The sequence below is a fragment of the Rhodococcus cerastii genome, from assembly GCF_033042195.1.
GTDB lineage: Bacteria > Actinomycetota > Actinomycetes > Mycobacteriales > Mycobacteriaceae > Rhodococcoides.
Genome location: NZ_JAWLKF010000017.1, coordinates 19,111 through 34,545, shown reverse-complemented (window position 1 = coordinate 34,545; position 15,435 = coordinate 19,111). Strand labels below are relative to the sequence as shown.

At 62.3% G+C, this 15,435-nt stretch carries 19 protein-coding genes, 1 pseudogene and 1 riboswitch; of the genes and pseudogenes, 11 read left to right on the top strand and 9 right to left on the bottom strand.

The features are described 5' to 3' along the window. Positions 1-31: 31 nt before the first annotated feature. Positions 32-829: a GntR family transcriptional regulator gene (locus tag R3P93_RS22000; RefSeq protein WP_094688278.1), complete on the bottom strand. Its 798-nt coding sequence runs from the start codon at positions 827-829 to the stop codon at positions 32-34. Between the two features lie 217 nt (positions 830-1,046). Between R3P93_RS22000 and R3P93_RS21995 the strand changes: the two genes are divergently transcribed. The 10 genes from R3P93_RS21995 (at position 1,047) to R3P93_RS21950 (ending at position 10,652) form a co-directional block, all read left to right on the top strand. Further along, positions 1,047-1,811 carry an inositol monophosphatase family protein gene (locus tag R3P93_RS21995; RefSeq protein WP_179276600.1) on the top strand — a complete coding sequence of 255 codons (765 nt, stop codon included), beginning with the start codon at positions 1,047-1,049 and terminating at the stop codon, positions 1,809-1,811. Between the two features lie 5 nt (positions 1,812-1,816). Then, positions 1,817-2,095: a hypothetical protein gene (locus R3P93_RS21990; RefSeq protein WP_317534092.1), complete on the top strand. Its 279-nt coding sequence runs from the start codon at positions 1,817-1,819 to the stop codon at positions 2,093-2,095. Position 2,096: 1 nt separating this feature from the next. Continuing rightward, positions 2,097-3,659, top strand: coding sequence for a sodium:solute symporter family protein (locus R3P93_RS21985; RefSeq protein ID WP_317534091.1), 1,563 nt, complete (start codon positions 2,097-2,099; stop codon positions 3,657-3,659). 2 nt (positions 3,660-3,661) lie between these two features. Beyond that, positions 3,662-4,927, top strand: a complete 1,266-nt coding sequence (locus R3P93_RS21980; RefSeq protein WP_317534090.1) for a M20 family metallo-hydrolase — start codon at positions 3,662-3,664, stop codon at positions 4,925-4,927. Continuing rightward, entirely contained in the window at positions 4,924-6,333 is a 1,410-nt protein-coding gene (locus R3P93_RS21975) for an amidase (RefSeq protein WP_317534089.1), read from the top strand. The genes R3P93_RS21980 and R3P93_RS21975 overlap by 4 nt, the downstream gene beginning before the upstream one ends. Beyond that, positions 6,330-7,265 (top strand): phosphotransferase family protein, encoded by a 936-nt coding sequence (locus R3P93_RS21970; RefSeq protein ID WP_317534088.1) that lies wholly within the window; start codon positions 6,330-6,332, stop codon positions 7,263-7,265. Before R3P93_RS21975 ends, R3P93_RS21970 begins: the two co-directional genes overlap by 4 nt. A 7-nt stretch (positions 7,266-7,272) precedes the next feature. Next, positions 7,273-8,217 carry a phosphotransferase gene (locus R3P93_RS21965; protein WP_317534087.1) on the top strand — a complete coding sequence of 315 codons (945 nt, stop codon included), beginning with the start codon at positions 7,273-7,275 and terminating at the stop codon, positions 8,215-8,217. A gap of 1 nt (position 8,218) precedes the next feature. Beyond that, positions 8,219-9,547 carry an aspartate aminotransferase family protein gene (locus R3P93_RS21960; protein WP_317534086.1) on the top strand — a complete coding sequence of 443 codons (1,329 nt, stop codon included), beginning with the start codon at positions 8,219-8,221 and terminating at the stop codon, positions 9,545-9,547. A 70-nt stretch (positions 9,548-9,617) separates the two neighbouring features. After that, the gene (locus R3P93_RS21955) at positions 9,618-10,028 is read left to right on the top strand and encodes a TA system antitoxin ParD family protein (protein ID WP_317534085.1); all 411 of its coding nucleotides are present in this window, start codon (positions 9,618-9,620) and stop codon (positions 10,026-10,028) included. Between the two features lie 39 nt (positions 10,029-10,067). Then, a complete protein-coding gene (locus tag R3P93_RS21950; protein WP_317534084.1) occupies positions 10,068-10,652 on the top strand; it encodes an AAA family ATPase in 585 nt (194 codons plus the stop codon). Positions 10,653-10,848: 196 nt separating this feature from the next. Here the strand turns inward: R3P93_RS21950 and R3P93_RS21945 are convergent, their stop codons facing one another. After that, positions 10,849-11,040, bottom strand: a complete 192-nt coding sequence (locus tag R3P93_RS21945; RefSeq protein WP_394855346.1) for a TerD family protein — start codon at positions 11,038-11,040, stop codon at positions 10,849-10,851. Between the two features lie 383 nt (positions 11,041-11,423). Between R3P93_RS21945 and R3P93_RS21940 the strand changes: the two genes are divergently transcribed. Then, the gene (locus R3P93_RS21940; RefSeq protein WP_082898556.1) at positions 11,424-11,684 is read left to right on the top strand and encodes a helix-turn-helix domain-containing protein; all 261 of its coding nucleotides are present in this window, start codon (positions 11,424-11,426) and stop codon (positions 11,682-11,684) included. A gap of 165 nt (positions 11,685-11,849) precedes the next feature. Here R3P93_RS21940 and R3P93_RS21935 read toward each other — a convergent pair whose 3' ends face one another. From R3P93_RS21935 to R3P93_RS21905, 7 genes and pseudogenes are all read right to left on the bottom strand, one after another. After that, positions 11,850-12,068 carry a hypothetical protein gene (locus tag R3P93_RS21935; protein WP_317534083.1) on the bottom strand — a complete coding sequence of 73 codons (219 nt, stop codon included), beginning with the start codon at positions 12,066-12,068 and terminating at the stop codon, positions 11,850-11,852. A gap of 11 nt (positions 12,069-12,079) precedes the next feature. After that, positions 12,080-12,823: a hypothetical protein gene (locus R3P93_RS21930; protein ID WP_317534082.1), complete on the bottom strand. Its 744-nt coding sequence runs from the start codon at positions 12,821-12,823 to the stop codon at positions 12,080-12,082. After that, a complete protein-coding gene (locus R3P93_RS21925; RefSeq protein WP_317534081.1) occupies positions 12,814-13,143 on the bottom strand; it encodes a DUF6188 family protein in 330 nt (109 codons plus the stop codon). The genes R3P93_RS21930 and R3P93_RS21925 overlap by 10 nt, the downstream gene beginning before the upstream one ends. Before the next feature lie 153 nt (positions 13,144-13,296). Then, the gene (locus tag R3P93_RS21920; RefSeq protein ID WP_317534080.1) at positions 13,297-13,725 is read right to left on the bottom strand and encodes a mandelate racemase/muconate lactonizing protein; all 429 of its coding nucleotides are present in this window, start codon (positions 13,723-13,725) and stop codon (positions 13,297-13,299) included. Between the two features lie 28 nt (positions 13,726-13,753). Then, positions 13,754-13,872: riboswitch (SAM riboswitch) on the bottom strand. A 305-nt stretch (positions 13,873-14,177) separates the two neighbouring features. Continuing rightward, on the bottom strand, positions 14,178-14,546 hold the full coding sequence (locus R3P93_RS21915; RefSeq protein ID WP_317534079.1) for a hypothetical protein: 369 nt from the start codon (positions 14,544-14,546) through the stop codon (positions 14,178-14,180). A gap of 42 nt (positions 14,547-14,588) precedes the next feature. Next, positions 14,589-15,113, bottom strand: a complete 525-nt coding sequence (locus tag R3P93_RS21910; RefSeq protein ID WP_317534124.1) for a DUF3558 family protein — start codon at positions 15,111-15,113, stop codon at positions 14,589-14,591. A 180-nt stretch (positions 15,114-15,293) separates the two neighbouring features. After that, a pseudogene (locus R3P93_RS21905) lies at positions 15,294-15,428 on the bottom strand (hypothetical protein); the annotation flags it as partial. Between the last annotated feature and the right edge of the window lie 7 nt (positions 15,429-15,435).

Below are 15,435 nucleotides of genomic sequence, written 5' to 3'. Positions count from 1 at the left end.
GCCCGGGGACCACGGTCTCCGGGCCTGCTCTCTACGTAGACGTCTCGGTGACCGACGCACTCACCAGCGACGAGGTGCGCACACTCAATCGAGTTCGGTCAGCGCGGAACAGGTCCACCGAATACTCGACGGGTCGTTCGGACTGGTCGTATCCGATGCGTTCGAGTTTCAGGATGGGCGTTCCCTCGGGCTGTCGGAGCAACGAGCCCGCAGGCGCACTGATCGTCGCCAATTCGATGGATTCGTCTGCCATACAGACCGATACGCCGAGCCTGGTACGCAGTGCCTCGTACACCGAGTTCAACGGGGTCTCCAGAACTCGGCCACAGATGCTGTCGCTGAGGTACATCTGCTCCAGCGACAGCGTGTCCCCGTCCGCGAAGCGCAGCCGCAGCAGCGATACCACCGGTCCGTCTCCCAGCACCTGCGCCGCCTCCGGGCTCGGCTCGGCGATCCGCGCCGAGATGACCTTGGTCCCGTCGCGAAATCCCTGTTCGTGCAGCATCTGCGGGACGCCCTTGACGGTGTTGAGGCTCCGCAGAAGTCGCCGGCTCTGACAGAGGGACTGCGCACTTTCCGGTGACGACGAACCCGGTGTAACCGAGGTCAGGAACGCACCGCCGGCTCGCCCCTTCGTCCGTCGGATGACGCCGTCGCGTTCGAGAAGATCCAGCGCTTTGCGCAGCGTCGTCCGTGACGTGCCGAGTCGCTCGGCCAGTTCGCGTTCGGGAGGCAACCGAGCGACGGACCGCGATTCGAGCTCGGCAGCCAACCGAAGAAGCGCCGCGTGCGTCTGCTCCATCAACAGCACCGAATCACCTCGATTCACTCGTCACGACTGCAGAAGCCCATTCAATCTTCAATCAGGCCCGAGCAACACCCCTCGACCTGGGCATTAACGCACGATTAACACGGCGGGTGTCCTATGACCCGCAACCAGGTCACGCGTTACACGACGTTCACGTATCGACGAGAAAACCAGAAATGGTCTACGCCCATCGTTGCACCTACCCGAGAACGCAACATCTACCGAAGGGTGCAACACCGTGGAGGATTCCAGGTCGGCACGCGCCGCTCTCGGCGTGGAGCTCGCCCGCTCGGCGGGCGAGATCGCTCGTCGCTGGTTCGACACCTCAGCCCTCACCGTCGAACAGAAACAGGACGGTTCCCCTGTTACACAAGCGGATCGCGACATCGAGACGCACATCAGAGCCGGCGTCGCCGAGCACTTCCCCGCCGACGGCTTTCTCGGGGAGGAGTTCGGTGAAACCAGTGGCACGTCCGACTACCGATGGATCGTCGACCCGATCGACGGTACCAAGTCGTTCGTGCACGGAGTTCCGTTGTACGCCAACCTGATTGCGCTAGAAGAAGGCGAGCAGATCGTCTTCGGCGTCATCAACCTACCCAGCGCAGACATCCTCATGCACGCCGAGCGCGGCAAGGGGTGCTGGAAAAACGGTGAGCAGGTACATGTTTCGACCAGAACCGATCTGGACGGTGCCTATGTGATGGCAACCTGGCTCGAGGACTGGCACCCGGATACCATCGTCGACCTCCACGCCACGGGTGCCGTGCTGAGGACGTGGGGCGACGCCTACGGCTACATGATGGTCGCGAGCGGCCAGGCCGACGCGGTGGTCGACTACACGACGCAGATCTACGATCTCGCCCCCATGCCGGTGATCATCGAGGAAGCCGGCGGCACGTTCACCTCGCTCGACGGAGCGCGAGACTTCGACAAAGGCAACGGGATTGCGACCAACGGCGCAATTCACGACTCGGTTCTCAAAATAGTCAACCAAGGATGACGCACATGAAAGAGTACATTCGCGGCCTGAGCCGAAAGAGCATCATGACGTTCTTCGGCGGTATCTACGCTCTCGCTCTGGTCTTCGCACTGTTCCCCCCGCTGTACATGTGGGGCAGTGGCATTCGCTACGAGATTCTCGGCATTCCGTTCGCCATCATGTACTGGCTGATCAACGGAGTCGTTCTGGGACTCACTCTCTGGGGTCTCTACATCGTCGAGGACATCCGCGGCGAACTCGACGAGGATCTCCTCCCCGCTACCGCACCGCTGACTGGAGAATGACATGTTGATCATGCTGGGAATGCTCGGCGTCTTCTACGCCGTCGTCATCTTCATCCTCTACACCACCCAACAGAAGACCTCCCCCACGTTCGACGAGTACTCGGTGGGCGGTCGCAGCTACGGTCCCTGGTACGTCGCGATGAGCTACGTCAACTCGTGGTGGCCGGGCTCGGTGTTCATCGCGTTCTTCGGACTAGCCAGCGGCGCAGGCGTATTCGGCCTGTACGGCCTCGCGTACTCCAGCCTCGGTGTCGCCATGATGTACTTCATGGCCACCCGCGCGTGGCGATGGGGAGCGAAGTACAACCTCCGTTCACAGCCCGACCTGCTGGGCCTGCGCTTCAACTCGCGCGGTACCAAGATCGTTGCCAGCGTCATCGGCATCGTCTCGCTCTTCCCCTGGGTCGTGCTCGGCATGCAGGCACTCGGCGAGGTCTTCCAGATCGCCAGTGCCGGAGCATGGTCGGTCACCACGTGCCTGTTCGTCGGCCTGGCCGTCATCGTCATCCGCCAGTACTGGACGGTCAAGATGGGGATGCGCGGCCTGATCATGACCGACATGTTCCAAGGTCTGGTCGCCTACGTCTTCTCTGCGGCACTGTGCCTGATTCTGCTCTCCGGTGTCGCCGGCGGTCCGATCAGCTTCTCGACCCTCGGAGACGTCGCCGACGAGTACCTGCGCGTTCCCGGCGACGGCGACTCCTACGGTCCGTTCTACCTCTTCGCGCTCATCTTCACCGGTGTCGTCGGATCGCTGTGCTGGCCGACGAGCTTCCAGCGCATCTACACCGCGTCCAGTGTTCGCGCCGTCAAGTCCGGCACCATCCGCACCGTGCTGATCTCCGGCGTCTTCTACTCCCTGCTCATGCTCGTCGGCATCGCCGGCACGGTCATTCCCGCCGTCGCCGACTCGCCGCAGACCGGCTGGTTCACCATTGCCGAAAGCTACGGCGGGACGTGGCTTCTGGGGCTTGCCGCCACCATGGTGTTCGCCGCGTCCATGGGCCACATCGACGGCAGCGTGCAGGTCTGCGGACTGCAGATCGCCAACGACATCGTCAACTCCGACAAGCGCAAGCTCACCGACAGCCAGCTCACCAAGGTGGCCAAGACGAGCATGCTCGCGTTCATGGCAGCGGCGGCCATCGTCGCCTACGCCACCTTCAACATGACGCGCCTGCAACTCCTCGCGCAGATCTCGTACCAAGGCGTTGTGCAGCTTGCCATTCCGCTGTTCCTCGGCATCTTCTGGCGAGGCGGCAACGGTAAGGGCGCAGTCGCCGGAATGATCTCCGGATTCACCGTCGCACTGGTGCTCACCGCGATCTTCCCGGACGACATCGCCGGGCTGGGCAGCCTCACCGGTGGCGTCGTCGGCATGGCCGTCAACCTGGCCGTGTTCCTCATCGTCTCCAAGGCCACCGGAACCACGGCCGAGGAGAAAGCCCGCGTCGACGAGATGTTCGAGGTCGGGAAGCGTCCTACCCGCACGGCACCGGTCGACCTGTCCTTCGAGGACCAGATCGAAGAACTGGCCACCAACCCCGCACCGGAAAAGATCTGACCGTGACATTTCTCGACGACTTCACCGCTATGTCGCAGTTCGGTGCCACCGCCGCCGGTGGTGTGCACCGCGAGGCAGCAACCGCGGACGACGGTCGAACCAGGCGGTTCCTCGCCGACTGGTTCGACCGGCACGGCTTCACCACCACTGTCGACGCGGTGGGCAACATGTACGGCACAGTGGAATTTGCCCCAGGCGCACCGTACGTCCTCGTCGGTTCGCATCTCGACAGTCAGCCGACCGCCGGGAAGTACGACGGGGCCTACGGGGTCCTCGCCGCAGCCCACGCTGCGTACGAGGTCGCCGAGTGTGTCGAACGTGGCTCGGTCGCACCACAATTCAACCTTGCGGTGGTGAACTGGTTCAACGAGGAAGGCTCCCGCTTCTCACCCAGTCTGATGGGAAGCGGGGTCTTCATCGGCAAGTTCGAGGCCGACGACATCCTGAAGGTCACCGACCGTAGTGGTGTCAGCGTGCGGGATGCCCTGTCCAATATCGGTTTCCACGGCAATGATTCCGCTCCCGAGGCCGCCTCCTACGCCGAGATCCACATCGAACAGGGTCCCATCCTCGAAAGCACTGGCACGACGATCGGCATCGTCACCGCCAACTGGGCCGCGCGGAAGTACTCGATCACCGTGCACGGCGAGCAGTCGCACACCGGCGCAACTCATATGGCCCTGCGTCACGACGCGTTGGTCGGCGCATCCCGAATCGTGCTCGCTGCCCGCGATCTCACGACTCAGTTTCCGGAACAGGCGCTGCTGGCCTCGGTCGGCGAGTTCGACGTCGAACCCAATTCCCCGATCGTCGTGCCGTCGAAGGTCACCATGGCCATCGACATCCGGTCCTCCGATCCCGAGGTTCTCGAGCAGGCCCACGAGAAGATGCTTGCAGCAATCGATTCCGTGAACGCCGACGGGGAGGTGCGCGTCAGCATCGACACGTCGGCGCTGCGTCCGTCCACGAGCTACCAGATCGAGGGCGTCGAACTCGCCGAGGAAGCCGCCGAGTCCCTCGGATTGTCGTGTCGACGGATGCTCACCATGGCCGGCCACGACTCGGTGAATCTCAAGGACGTCGTTCCGACGGTGATGCTGTTCGTCCCCAGTGTCGACGGCATCTCGCACAGCGAGAAGGAGCTGACCCACGACACCGACCTGCTCGACGGCGTGAAGATGCTCGCCGAGACGGTCGCGCGCATGGTGCGCGGCGATATCGGGGTCGTCCCGCCCGTCGAACTCGCCGGCACGAAAGGCACTCGATGAATCCCCTCTTGACGAAGACGGTCGCCGAGATTCGCGAGGCGTTCGGCAGAGGTGAGACCACTCCCCTGCACCTGCTCGATGCCACGCTGGAGCATCTGGCGGCCATCGACCCCGTGATCAATGCGATGGCGTACGTGGATGAATCGGGTGCACGTGCGGCAGCTCAGGCCGCGACCGATCGACTCGTATCCGGTCGTGCCCGGGGCGACTTGGACGGCATTCCGGTGACGATCAAGGACAGCATCCATGCGATCGGTATGCCGTGGCGACACGGCGTCGCCGCGAATGCGGACCTGCCGATGTCGACCGTCGACGCACCACCGGCTGCCCGGCTCAAAGAAGCCGGTGCCGTCATCATCGGAAAGACGACGATGCCCGACATGGGGATGATGGCGGCGGGCGTCAGCTCGCTGTACGGAATCACCCGCAACCCCTGGGACCTCTCTCGCAATACCGGTGGATCCAGTGCAGGCGCAGGTGCGTCGTTGGCGTCGGGCATCGGTTTCGGTTCTGTCGGTTCCGATATCGCCGGGTCGGTGCGGTTGCCTGCGGGACACTGCGGGCTCGTTGCATTGAAGCCGACGCAGGGCCGCATTCCGCATACCGCTCCGTCGACCATGCGATCGGCCGGTCCGATGGCGCGCACCGTCGACGATCTCATCGATCTCTACGGTGTCATCTCGAGGCCCGATCCCCGGGACACGTGGAGCCTGCCCTACGAGGACACCACCGATATACGCGGGGGCCTGGCTCCTGCCGGACTTCGCATCGGCGTCATGCTGGACATGGGCTACGGCCCCTCCGTTTCCGACGACGTACAGGCCGTGGTGCGTTCTGCAGCAATGCAACTGAGTGCAGCGGGTGCCGTGGTCACCGAGATGCCGCCGGTCTTCGGCGCAGATCCGTACCCGGCGTTGGATCGCCTGTTCCAGGTTCGTGCGCGCACGGAGTGGGAGGCCATTCCCGAGAATCGTCGATCGGACGTCTTGCCCGCGGTCGCGGACTGGGCCACGGCGGCGGCAGAGAATTCGGCGGCTCAATTCTCGCGCGACACCGACGCGGTGATGCGCTCGCAGGAGATGATTCGGGCGCAGACGGCCGAATTCGACTTCGTCATCTCGCCGGTCATTCCGACGGTGGGTTTCGGGGCCGAAGAGGTCGGGCTCGACCCGGCACAACCATTGGGCCACTGCAGTTTCACCGCGTGGTTCAACCAGACCGCACAGCCTGCCTCGGCACTCTGCTTCGGCTTCAGCGCACACATGCCCGTCGGAATCCAGGTCGTCGGACCGCGGTTCGCAGATCAGGCGGTGCTCCGGCTGACGAAATGGCTCGAGAGCGCACGCGGATTCGAGATGGACTGGCCGACAGCTGTGGCCGCTGACACGATCGGAGCACTGGGATGACTGTGCGACAGACATTGAGCGAGTTGGGTATCTGGGCGACGGGCGACCTGACGTTGGACCCCAGTACCACCATGGCGAGCCCCAGTTGGTGGGGCGCGGACTCCGAGCGCTATTCGGCGCGGGCTGAGGTTGCGGACTCGGGGGCAGGGTCGGCCGCATACGTGAAGGTGATGGAACCGCATGCCCGCGACTACATCGATATCGCAGCAACATTCTCCGCTGCCACCGCGGCCGGTGACGCGGGCATCGGCCCCGCTGTCTTCTTCTCCGACGCAGCGTCCGGTGTGCTGGTGATGGAGGATTTCACCGGACTCTGTTCGACCGCAACGCTCGATCTGTTCGACGAGGATGCGAGCGTCGAAAAGCTCGTGGCACTGCGGACCTCCGTTCACCGGCTCAGCGGAATCACCAGACGTGCGTCGGTGTTCGAGGACCTGGCGCATGTGCGGGGCCTGGTCGAGCGGGTCGGCGGCGCATTGCCGGCCGACTTCGACTGGATGCTGCGCACTCTCGGACCCGCCGAAGCGCGGATAGAGAGCGCCGGCGTCGACGCGGTGCCATGCCACGGCGACGGCAATGTCTCCAACGTGCTGGTGCTCGACGACGGCAGCATGCGGCTCGTCGACTGGGACGTTGCGGCGCTGATGGATCCGCTGCAGGACATCGGTGCGTTGCTCGCCGAGATCCGCCCGTTCGACACCGACGCACGTGAGGTGTTCGAGATGATGTGGGGGTCGTTCGACAGTGCGTTGTTCGATCGCGCCCGTATCTACGGCATCGCCGACTGCCTGCGGTGGGCCCTCATCGGCTCGTATGCGGACGCGATGAGGCCTGGCACGCACGAATATTCGAAGTTCTCCGACTGGCAGTTCCTGAGGGCGCGCGCTGGACTGCGCGACCCGCATTTCGACGACCGAGTACGGAACATCTGAGGTGGCCATGAACGAGATCGCACTGGGATCTGCCCGCACCGAACCCGAGCGGCAGGTGGAGAAAGCCCTGGCCGCTGTTGCGCAGTGGGAGGGACTGAACATCACCTATACCCCGGTACCCGGAGGGCTGATGAACAGCAATTGGCGCATCACCGTCGAGGGAAAACTCAAGCGCTACTTCATGAAACTTCCCGGCGCCGGAACGGATTCGTTCATCGATCGGTCGCTGGCCAACGAAGCTGCGCGTCGTGCAGGTGCTTTGGACATCGGCCCCGAGGTGGTGCTGTTCGATCCGGTGACCGGCGTGGAAGTCATCGAGTTCCTCGAGGGCTATCGGGCGTGCACCAACGGTGACCTCAAGCGCCCCGAGATTCCCCTGGGCATGATCGATCTGTATCGCGTGCTGCATTCTGGCAGCAAGCTCAGCATCACGAAGACGATTTTCGACATGATCGACGAACACCTCGATCAGGTTGCCGAACTCGGCGTGAGATTGCCGCGCGACGCCGAGGTGATCCTCGCGGAGTACGGGCAGGCGAAGAACGCGATGTTGGCGTCCGGACTGGATCTGGTTGCGTGTCACAACGACCCGATGCCGGGCAACATCCTCATCGGAGACGGTCTACCGATGAAGTTGGTGGACTACGAGTTCGCGTCGAACAACGACCGCGCCTACGAGCTGGCCGTGATGATCACCGAGATGTTCTACGGCGAGCAGCAGACCATGGAGCTGATCGAAGAGTTCTACGGCAAAGCCGAGTGGTCGATGATCTCCCGGGTGCAGGTGTGCAGCGCACTCGCCGACGTCAAATGGGGGCTGTGGGGTTGCATGAACCACAAGCTCAGCACCGCATGGGATTTCGACTACCACAAGTACGGAACCTGGAAGCTTGCCCGCGCGAGGATGAAGATGGCGGATCCGCGTTGGGCGTTCTGGCTGCAGGGGTTGTGAGGTGACCACACTCGATCGCGTCGGAGCCCTGAGCGTCAACGGTTTCGATGCGTCCTCGGCCGTGGGTCTCAGCACTCGCACGCTCGATCTGGTCGAGCGTCGAAGGCGGGTGCTCGGGCCCGCCTATCACCTGATGTACGAGACTCCGCTCGAGTTGGTACGAGGCGAGGGTGTGTATGTCTTCGACGCCGATGGCACGCGATATCTCGACATGTACAACAACGTTGCCAGCGTGGGGCATTGCCATCCCCGGGTGGTCGAGGCCGTCACTCGGCAGATGTCGTTGATCAACACGCACACGCGGTACCTGCACGAGGCGGTGATCGGATACGCCGAGGATCTGGTCGGCACCTTCCCCGACCGGTTGAACACCGCGATGTTCACGTGCACCGGGTCCGAGGCCAACGACCTCGCTCTCCGGATCGCACGGCACGCGACCGGCCGCCAGGGCATCATCGTCACCGAAAGTGCCTATCACGGTGGGACTGTGGATGTGGCGGCTTGTTCGCCGTCGATGGGTCCGGCGTCCTTTCGCGACGCTCCGTGGTTGCGGACAGTTCCGGCACCGGATGCGTACCGGGTCGAGGGCGATCTGGGAACGTGGTTCGCCGAACAGGTGCAGGCGCAGATCGACGACCTGGCCTCGTCCGGGATCGGTATCGCGGCTTTGCTGATCGACTCGATCTTCGCCTCCGACGGGATCTTGCCGGAGCCGACGCCGTTCCTGAAGCCCGCGGCAGATGTCGTTCATGCTGCGGGTGGGCTGTTGATCGCCGACGAGGTGCAGCCGGGATTCGGCCGGCTGGGCGCATCGATGTGGGGCTTCGAGCGGCACGGGTTGCTGCCCGACATCGTCACGATGGGCAAACCGATGGGCAACGGCATGCCCATCGCCGGACTGGTGATGCAGAGCTCGTTGGCGGAACAGTTCGGACGAGACCTGCGCTATTTCAACACCTTCGGTGGCAATCCGGTGACCATCGCTGCGGCGCAAGCGGTACTGGACATGATCCGAGACGAGGACTTGGTGGCCAATTCGGCCGCGATGGGTGAGCGCATGCTGGCAGGCCTGAGCACGGTCGCTGATCGCGTCGATTCCATCGGGGACGTCCGGGGTGCAGGTTTGTTCGTCGGAGTCGAATTCATCGGCCCTGCAGGTCGACCGGATCCGCCCGGGGCACTGCGCGCGGTCAACGCGATGAAGAAACGCGGGGTCTTGATCTCGGCCACCGGCCTGTACGGAAACACCCTGAAGATCAGACCGCCGTTGACCATCGAGGCGGCGGACGTCGACTACTCCCTCGAACAGTTCGCAACAGTCGTGGCCTGACGGGTGGGGCTACCTTCACCGGGCTGCTCGGTGCGCTGGACGGCGCGTGACGGGGACTCGTCGGACCTCGTTGATCGAGACCCAGCAGAGCGTTGTGGCAGATTGCTACGCTGGCAATACTGCTGCGGCGATAGGACATCACATGGGCACCACCTCGTCTCTACGTATCGACGACGAACTCTACGATGCGGCAAAAGTGGCCGGATTTGCTGCAAGCCGAAGTGCCGCCCAACAGATTGCCCACTGGGCACTGATCGGCCGTGAGATGGAGCTTTCACATCGAGTCCCGGCACGCGATATTGCCGATGTGCTCGCAGGTAAGGCGCGCTATGACGACCTGACGCCGCACAGGCAGGCCGTCGTTCGCGCGGAGTGGACAGAACAGATCGAATCGGTGACGGAGTCGCTCGACTTCGAGAGTGAATTCACTGCAGAAGGTCGCTCGTACGTCGAGTCCGACGAGCACGGCAACGTCGAGTAGAGCAACCGTCGATAGAGCGCGCTCCCGAGACAGCCCATCGTGACAACACCGATCTCGGACCCGGTACTTCATCTACTCGCTGGGCCCAATGGTGCCGGCAAGAGCACCTTCAACGCGAGCGTACTGTCACCGGTCACGCATCTTCCGTTCGTCAATGCCGACGAGATCGCGCACGATCGATGGCCCGGCGACGAGTCTGCGCACGCCTACGATGCGTCGAAAGTTGCTGCCGAGCTGCGTGCGGAATTCCTCTCGGCACGATCGTCGTTCGTCACCAAGACCGTCTTCTCGCACGAGTCCACGGTCGAACTGGTCCAGTCTGCCGTCGGTGCAGGCCATTTGGTGACGCTGCACGTAATCGCAATTCCCGTCGAAACGGCTGTGGCCCGAGTACAGAACCGTGTCGATCAAGGCGGCCATTCGGTTCCGGAGGCGAAAGTTCGCGAACGGTACGACCGGTTGTGGCCTCTCCTTCGCTCTGCGGTCGAGATGGTGGATCGCGCTCAGGTGTACGACAATTCATCAGCGCGACGCCCGTTCCGCACGATTGCCCGGTTCGATCGCGGTCACCTCGTAGGACAGGCCGAATGGCCCAGCTGGATGCCACCGGCCCTCCGTTCGTAACCGCCCTGTCCCGTTGATCGCATTCTGAACATCTCGCCTGAATAGGAACGATCGGGAGACGGTTGACATATCACCCTGCGATCGATTGCACCGGACCCAACGAAGTCAGTGTTCTTTCGGCAACGCGTTCGAGCTAACGCCGCGTTGCCCCGTCCCGGGCACGCATGGGACATGCCTGACAGGATCCTGTTCTTGGCTACTCGTCGACTTCCGCGCCGTATCTGACGGCAAGTTCAGCCAATCCGTCGTCATAACCTTGGCCGATGGGTCGAAAGCGCCATCCACTCCCCCGGCGGTAGATCTCGGCCAACAGCATCGACTGTTCGGTCGTGGCTGCGTCGAGCACAGCTGTGGCGACCGTCGAATCGACTCCATCGAGACCCTGCATCGGGTACCGACGCTGTCGCCGCGCATCTCGGATCGTTCACCACGTACGACCCATCGGTGAAGACCGCGGTGCCGCCGTAATCGCAATATCTCAATTCAGGCGGTGCCGGCGGGACATACGTATCGCACTCGGCTTCGTACCCTGTCGTGCCATCTGAGTACAGGGCGGTGCCTGACTGATACAGATCCAAGTCACCGCACTCGTAGGTGTTTGGTTGGACAGGCAATGTCGATTCAGTATCGCAATGAACTGACCACCGACACGGGCGAGTCGACATTCGGATATGTCGTTATGCTTTCGTTCACAGGCATAACAGGGCTCAGTCATATAAAAGAGGGTCGTATTGTCGCCTATGCATGTAGTCGCAAGCATAAGGAGCGAATATGGCCCATCCGCGACGACGAAGTCGGAGATATCCGAGTGAGGTGGCGGCCGCCTTCGTCGCACGTCGGCTTCAGTTACGCCTCACTCAAGCAGAGTTGGCATTGCTCGCCGACGTGGGTCGGTCGACGATCCAAGCTCTCGAAGGCGGCAAAGACTCGATCCAACTCGATGGTGCGATCGCCATCGCGAATGCGCTGGGCTGTGACCTTACTTTGCGGACTCGATCCGGAACGCCTGTGCCACCTCTGGATTCGCGTTGACCAAGCCTCAATGCCCGACCGGCCAGGCGGACTGCAACCCCGCGTGGCCGTAGAGCTCAGCCATGGAACCCGAATCGGTTCTCGGTAAAGGGTTCCGATCGTCTCGTACGCAACGATTTCAGGGTCTTGCGTACCGGAACTCGTTGATGACGTCGCACAGTCTGGTCAGGCGCGCTGCACACCCACGCCCGTCAGTCTCTCTGCTGCTGCATCGGTTCCGAGTTCGACTCGGGCGTCTGGGTTGTCGATATAGAACCGAATCCACTGTTCCAGCGCCACCGGGTGGACATCGAAGCGTCTGCAGTCGAGTTCGATGTACTTACCTTTCGGCATGATTTCGATTCTCCAGAGCAAGGTTGTGAAGCGCCGGTTCATCTTCGCCATTTCGTCGACCCTCACCAGGACCAACGGGTACGACTCCACAACCACAGCGGGTCTCGGATATCCACCCACGGTACCTGGATGTCGAATGCCCAGCCGCGGTGGCGAATCCCGTCGTCCGAAAGCTCGAGGTAGCCGTTGCGAATGCTGCGCAACAGGATTGGAATCAGAAATGAGGCCATGGACAATCCCATTGCCGCAAGAACCCATCCCACCCCACCCGAGGTGAAGTCCATCGCGATCACGCAGATCGACAGAGAGCTGACTATAACGGCGAGCAACCTCAAGCCCAGCGGGTTGTAGCGCACAGTCGAGCCCTGCACCCAACGGCGGACGTCAGAGCCTGTCGTGATCGACGGGACGTTGGTCCACGCGAAAGCCATTGTGCCGGTGCAGAACACAGAAAATCCGAATGTCGACAGCGCAGAGGCGATCATTCCCTCCACGACACTCACCACGCACAAGTACAGAGCAATCAGCGCCGCAACCCCGAAGATCACGCTTCGAGCGATCATCGACCCCGGCGATGCCACCCAGCGCCGCACTTCACTGGCCCGCACATCAGAAAATCGCATCCCACGCCCCTGTCGCCAGTTTGCCGATTGCCGACCCCTTGCCGGCAACTGCACAGCACCATCACCAATGGCGTTGCGGACGCGGCCCCACAGCATCAGACGCAGCAGGGGTCGCGCCGGTTCCGTAGTCTCGGGCTGTTCTCTGGTCCGGTAGCAGTCGCCAGATAGTTGTTTCAGTCCCACACCGCAAGCCCGCCGCCCGCCACACTGACTGCTTTGAAGCCCTCCGGCGCTGCAACGGTCCACGCTTCGAAATCAGGGGCGAAGGGAACTACCAAGCTTGCACGGTCGGCGAACTCCATTAGCAAGCCGCCATCATCGGATGCACACGCGTACGCGACCAGTCTGCCGATAAGACGCTGGACAGTGCTGTCTTCGGATAGCAGCGTGTGCGGCAGACCTCGGAACACCACGGTCCCAGGCTCAGTGACTCGAAAATTCGACTCGATGCGAATTTCGCAATCACGATCTGTACGCAACGTGAGGGAGAACCCGAATTCCATGGACACAATCGTGTGCCGTACGAGAGGAAGCTCCACACGCGTCCACCCTTCCGGAATCGGGCGACAGTCATTGCCGCTCCTGACTGTCAGACGCAGCAGCGATCTCCGCGGTTCCACTGACAAGCCGACCCGTCGAGGGCCTGGTGGACGGCGTCAGCGAGACAGCGTCTGCAAGGTCGCCTCGCCCGCGCGGTACCCCGCCTCGAACAACCATGGCCACTCGGAGAAATCCTCGGGGTCGACGACCACCGTCTCGACACCACCGTTCCCACGCCGCTTGGGCATGTTCTCGGGATGGGACGGGAACCGATCCTTCAGGTACGCGGGTTCGAGACTCTGCCGAAAGATCAGCCACGTCCGAGGCGTGAATCCCACTGCTTCAGCACGTTTCGCGAGGTCGATCCAGGCTTCGGCATTTGCGTAACCGCCTTCGAGTACCAACCTCCGAGTCTCGAGCATCGGAAACACGCCGTACCAGATCGGCGGGTAACTCAGGAGCGTCTGGCACCAGGTACGACGGCGTTCGTGCGGAATGGGTTCCCACTTCGCCTGTGCTGCTTGGAGTTCGTCGCTACCGGACATTGTTCACCTCATTCTGGAGGTGCAACCCTCCATCGACTTGCGCGCCTGCGATTGCGGGACGCGCCGGTTCTTCCCCTGGGGCACCCTGTCGATGGAGACGGGGTTGCCGGACAGCCGGCCAGGTACCTACGGCTGTCACTCTTGAACCTTCTTCGACAATAGCCGAGGGTTACGGCTTGGACAATCATTGCGTTCGGCTGAGCAGCTCAACCCATTTCGCACTTCAAGAGTCCCCGGCTCAGAGCCCAGTCAACGACTGCGCCCCGAAAAAGGAGTCCGACCAAAGCAGCGAGACCTCCAGTAGAACCATGCTGTCCGTGCGCTACGCTCGGCCTTACTGGGGCTCAATGTATTTCAGCCGCAATCAAGCCTTCAGCTCGATTACCGATTCGACAAGCAGCGCAGTACCTACGTAGACGCACAGCGGCACCGATCACACCTGGATGTGAAAGTCACTCGCCCAGACCCTCCGCGATCTCCCCGATGGACTTCAATGTCCGCTGATCGGCATACTCGGCCTCATCGAAATAGCGCTTGAACACCGACCGCATCAGCTCGATGACCTCGATATGTTGCATCAGCACGACGTGCAGCGATCGATCACCACTGAAGGCAATCCTCTCGAACTTCTCGCCGAGCTGCCTGGCCGAATCCAAGGTACCGAATGCCTCTACGTCGACCAAGTTTTGCGTTTTCACCACCATATCCTTCAAGTGTCTGATGTAGGCAGCGCACACCTCGTCACACCGGAACGCCACGCCTTCGGGAATCTCGAGCTGCCCGGACTCTGCCTGCATCGACAGTGACTGCCACTGCTGCATCGTTGATGCAAGCTCGTTCGTTTTTAAACCCATCGGTTGCCTTCACCTACCTTCAGACGGCAAGGACGGCCGGATTGAACGCGCCAACCGTTCGACCTCGACACACGGATCGTCAAGAGGTGGTGTCATCACCAACCCGTCGAGATTCAGGTACACGACGCCACCCGGGTGGCCGAAAGCGACACCGCAGTTGACCTCGTCGTACTTGATGGCCCGCTGGAAGCGCATGCCGTCGAGTCCCTCGATGGGCTCGAAATTCTCGAACGGTCCCCGTTCACGCAGGTAGTCGAGACTTTCAGTAGACGAGAAGATACCGACGCGATACCACGGCGTCGGCAGTGGATTCGTCCAAAAACAAGTCATCCAGTCTTCCGAAATCGGTAGATCCCCTACCAAGTTCGGGGACTTCGTCTCGACCGCCAAGCCCGCATCTTCGATGGCAGCGTCTGGGATGGTGCACGGATCCCACGCACCATTGGCCGGCGCGGTTGCCGTCGCCGATGTCGTCGACGGGCCCGCAAGGGGAATGTCTTCGGTCGCCCCTCCGCATCCGGTTGCCACCAGCATCAGTCCGACCGCACTCCCGATCAGCAATCGCATCTTGCTCACAGCACTCCGTCCCTGGAACCCGTCCTTGATGTTGGACGCAGCTACCGGCGCATCGGTTCCATTGGATCGGACGCAGGTGAGCTGGTGCTTCGTTGACCTCAGGCGAGCAGCGTAAATGTGTTCCCCACACATCCAGCATGTACGCAGTCGACGCACTCTCATCGCACCAGGTCGTTCCTCGCCCGGAAAAGAATCGAGGAGACGAATCAGATCATCGCGACGAGCCGGATCTGCCGCGGCATCGCGTGGCGTCCAACCGTCGAGAGCGGGGATGGAGTTG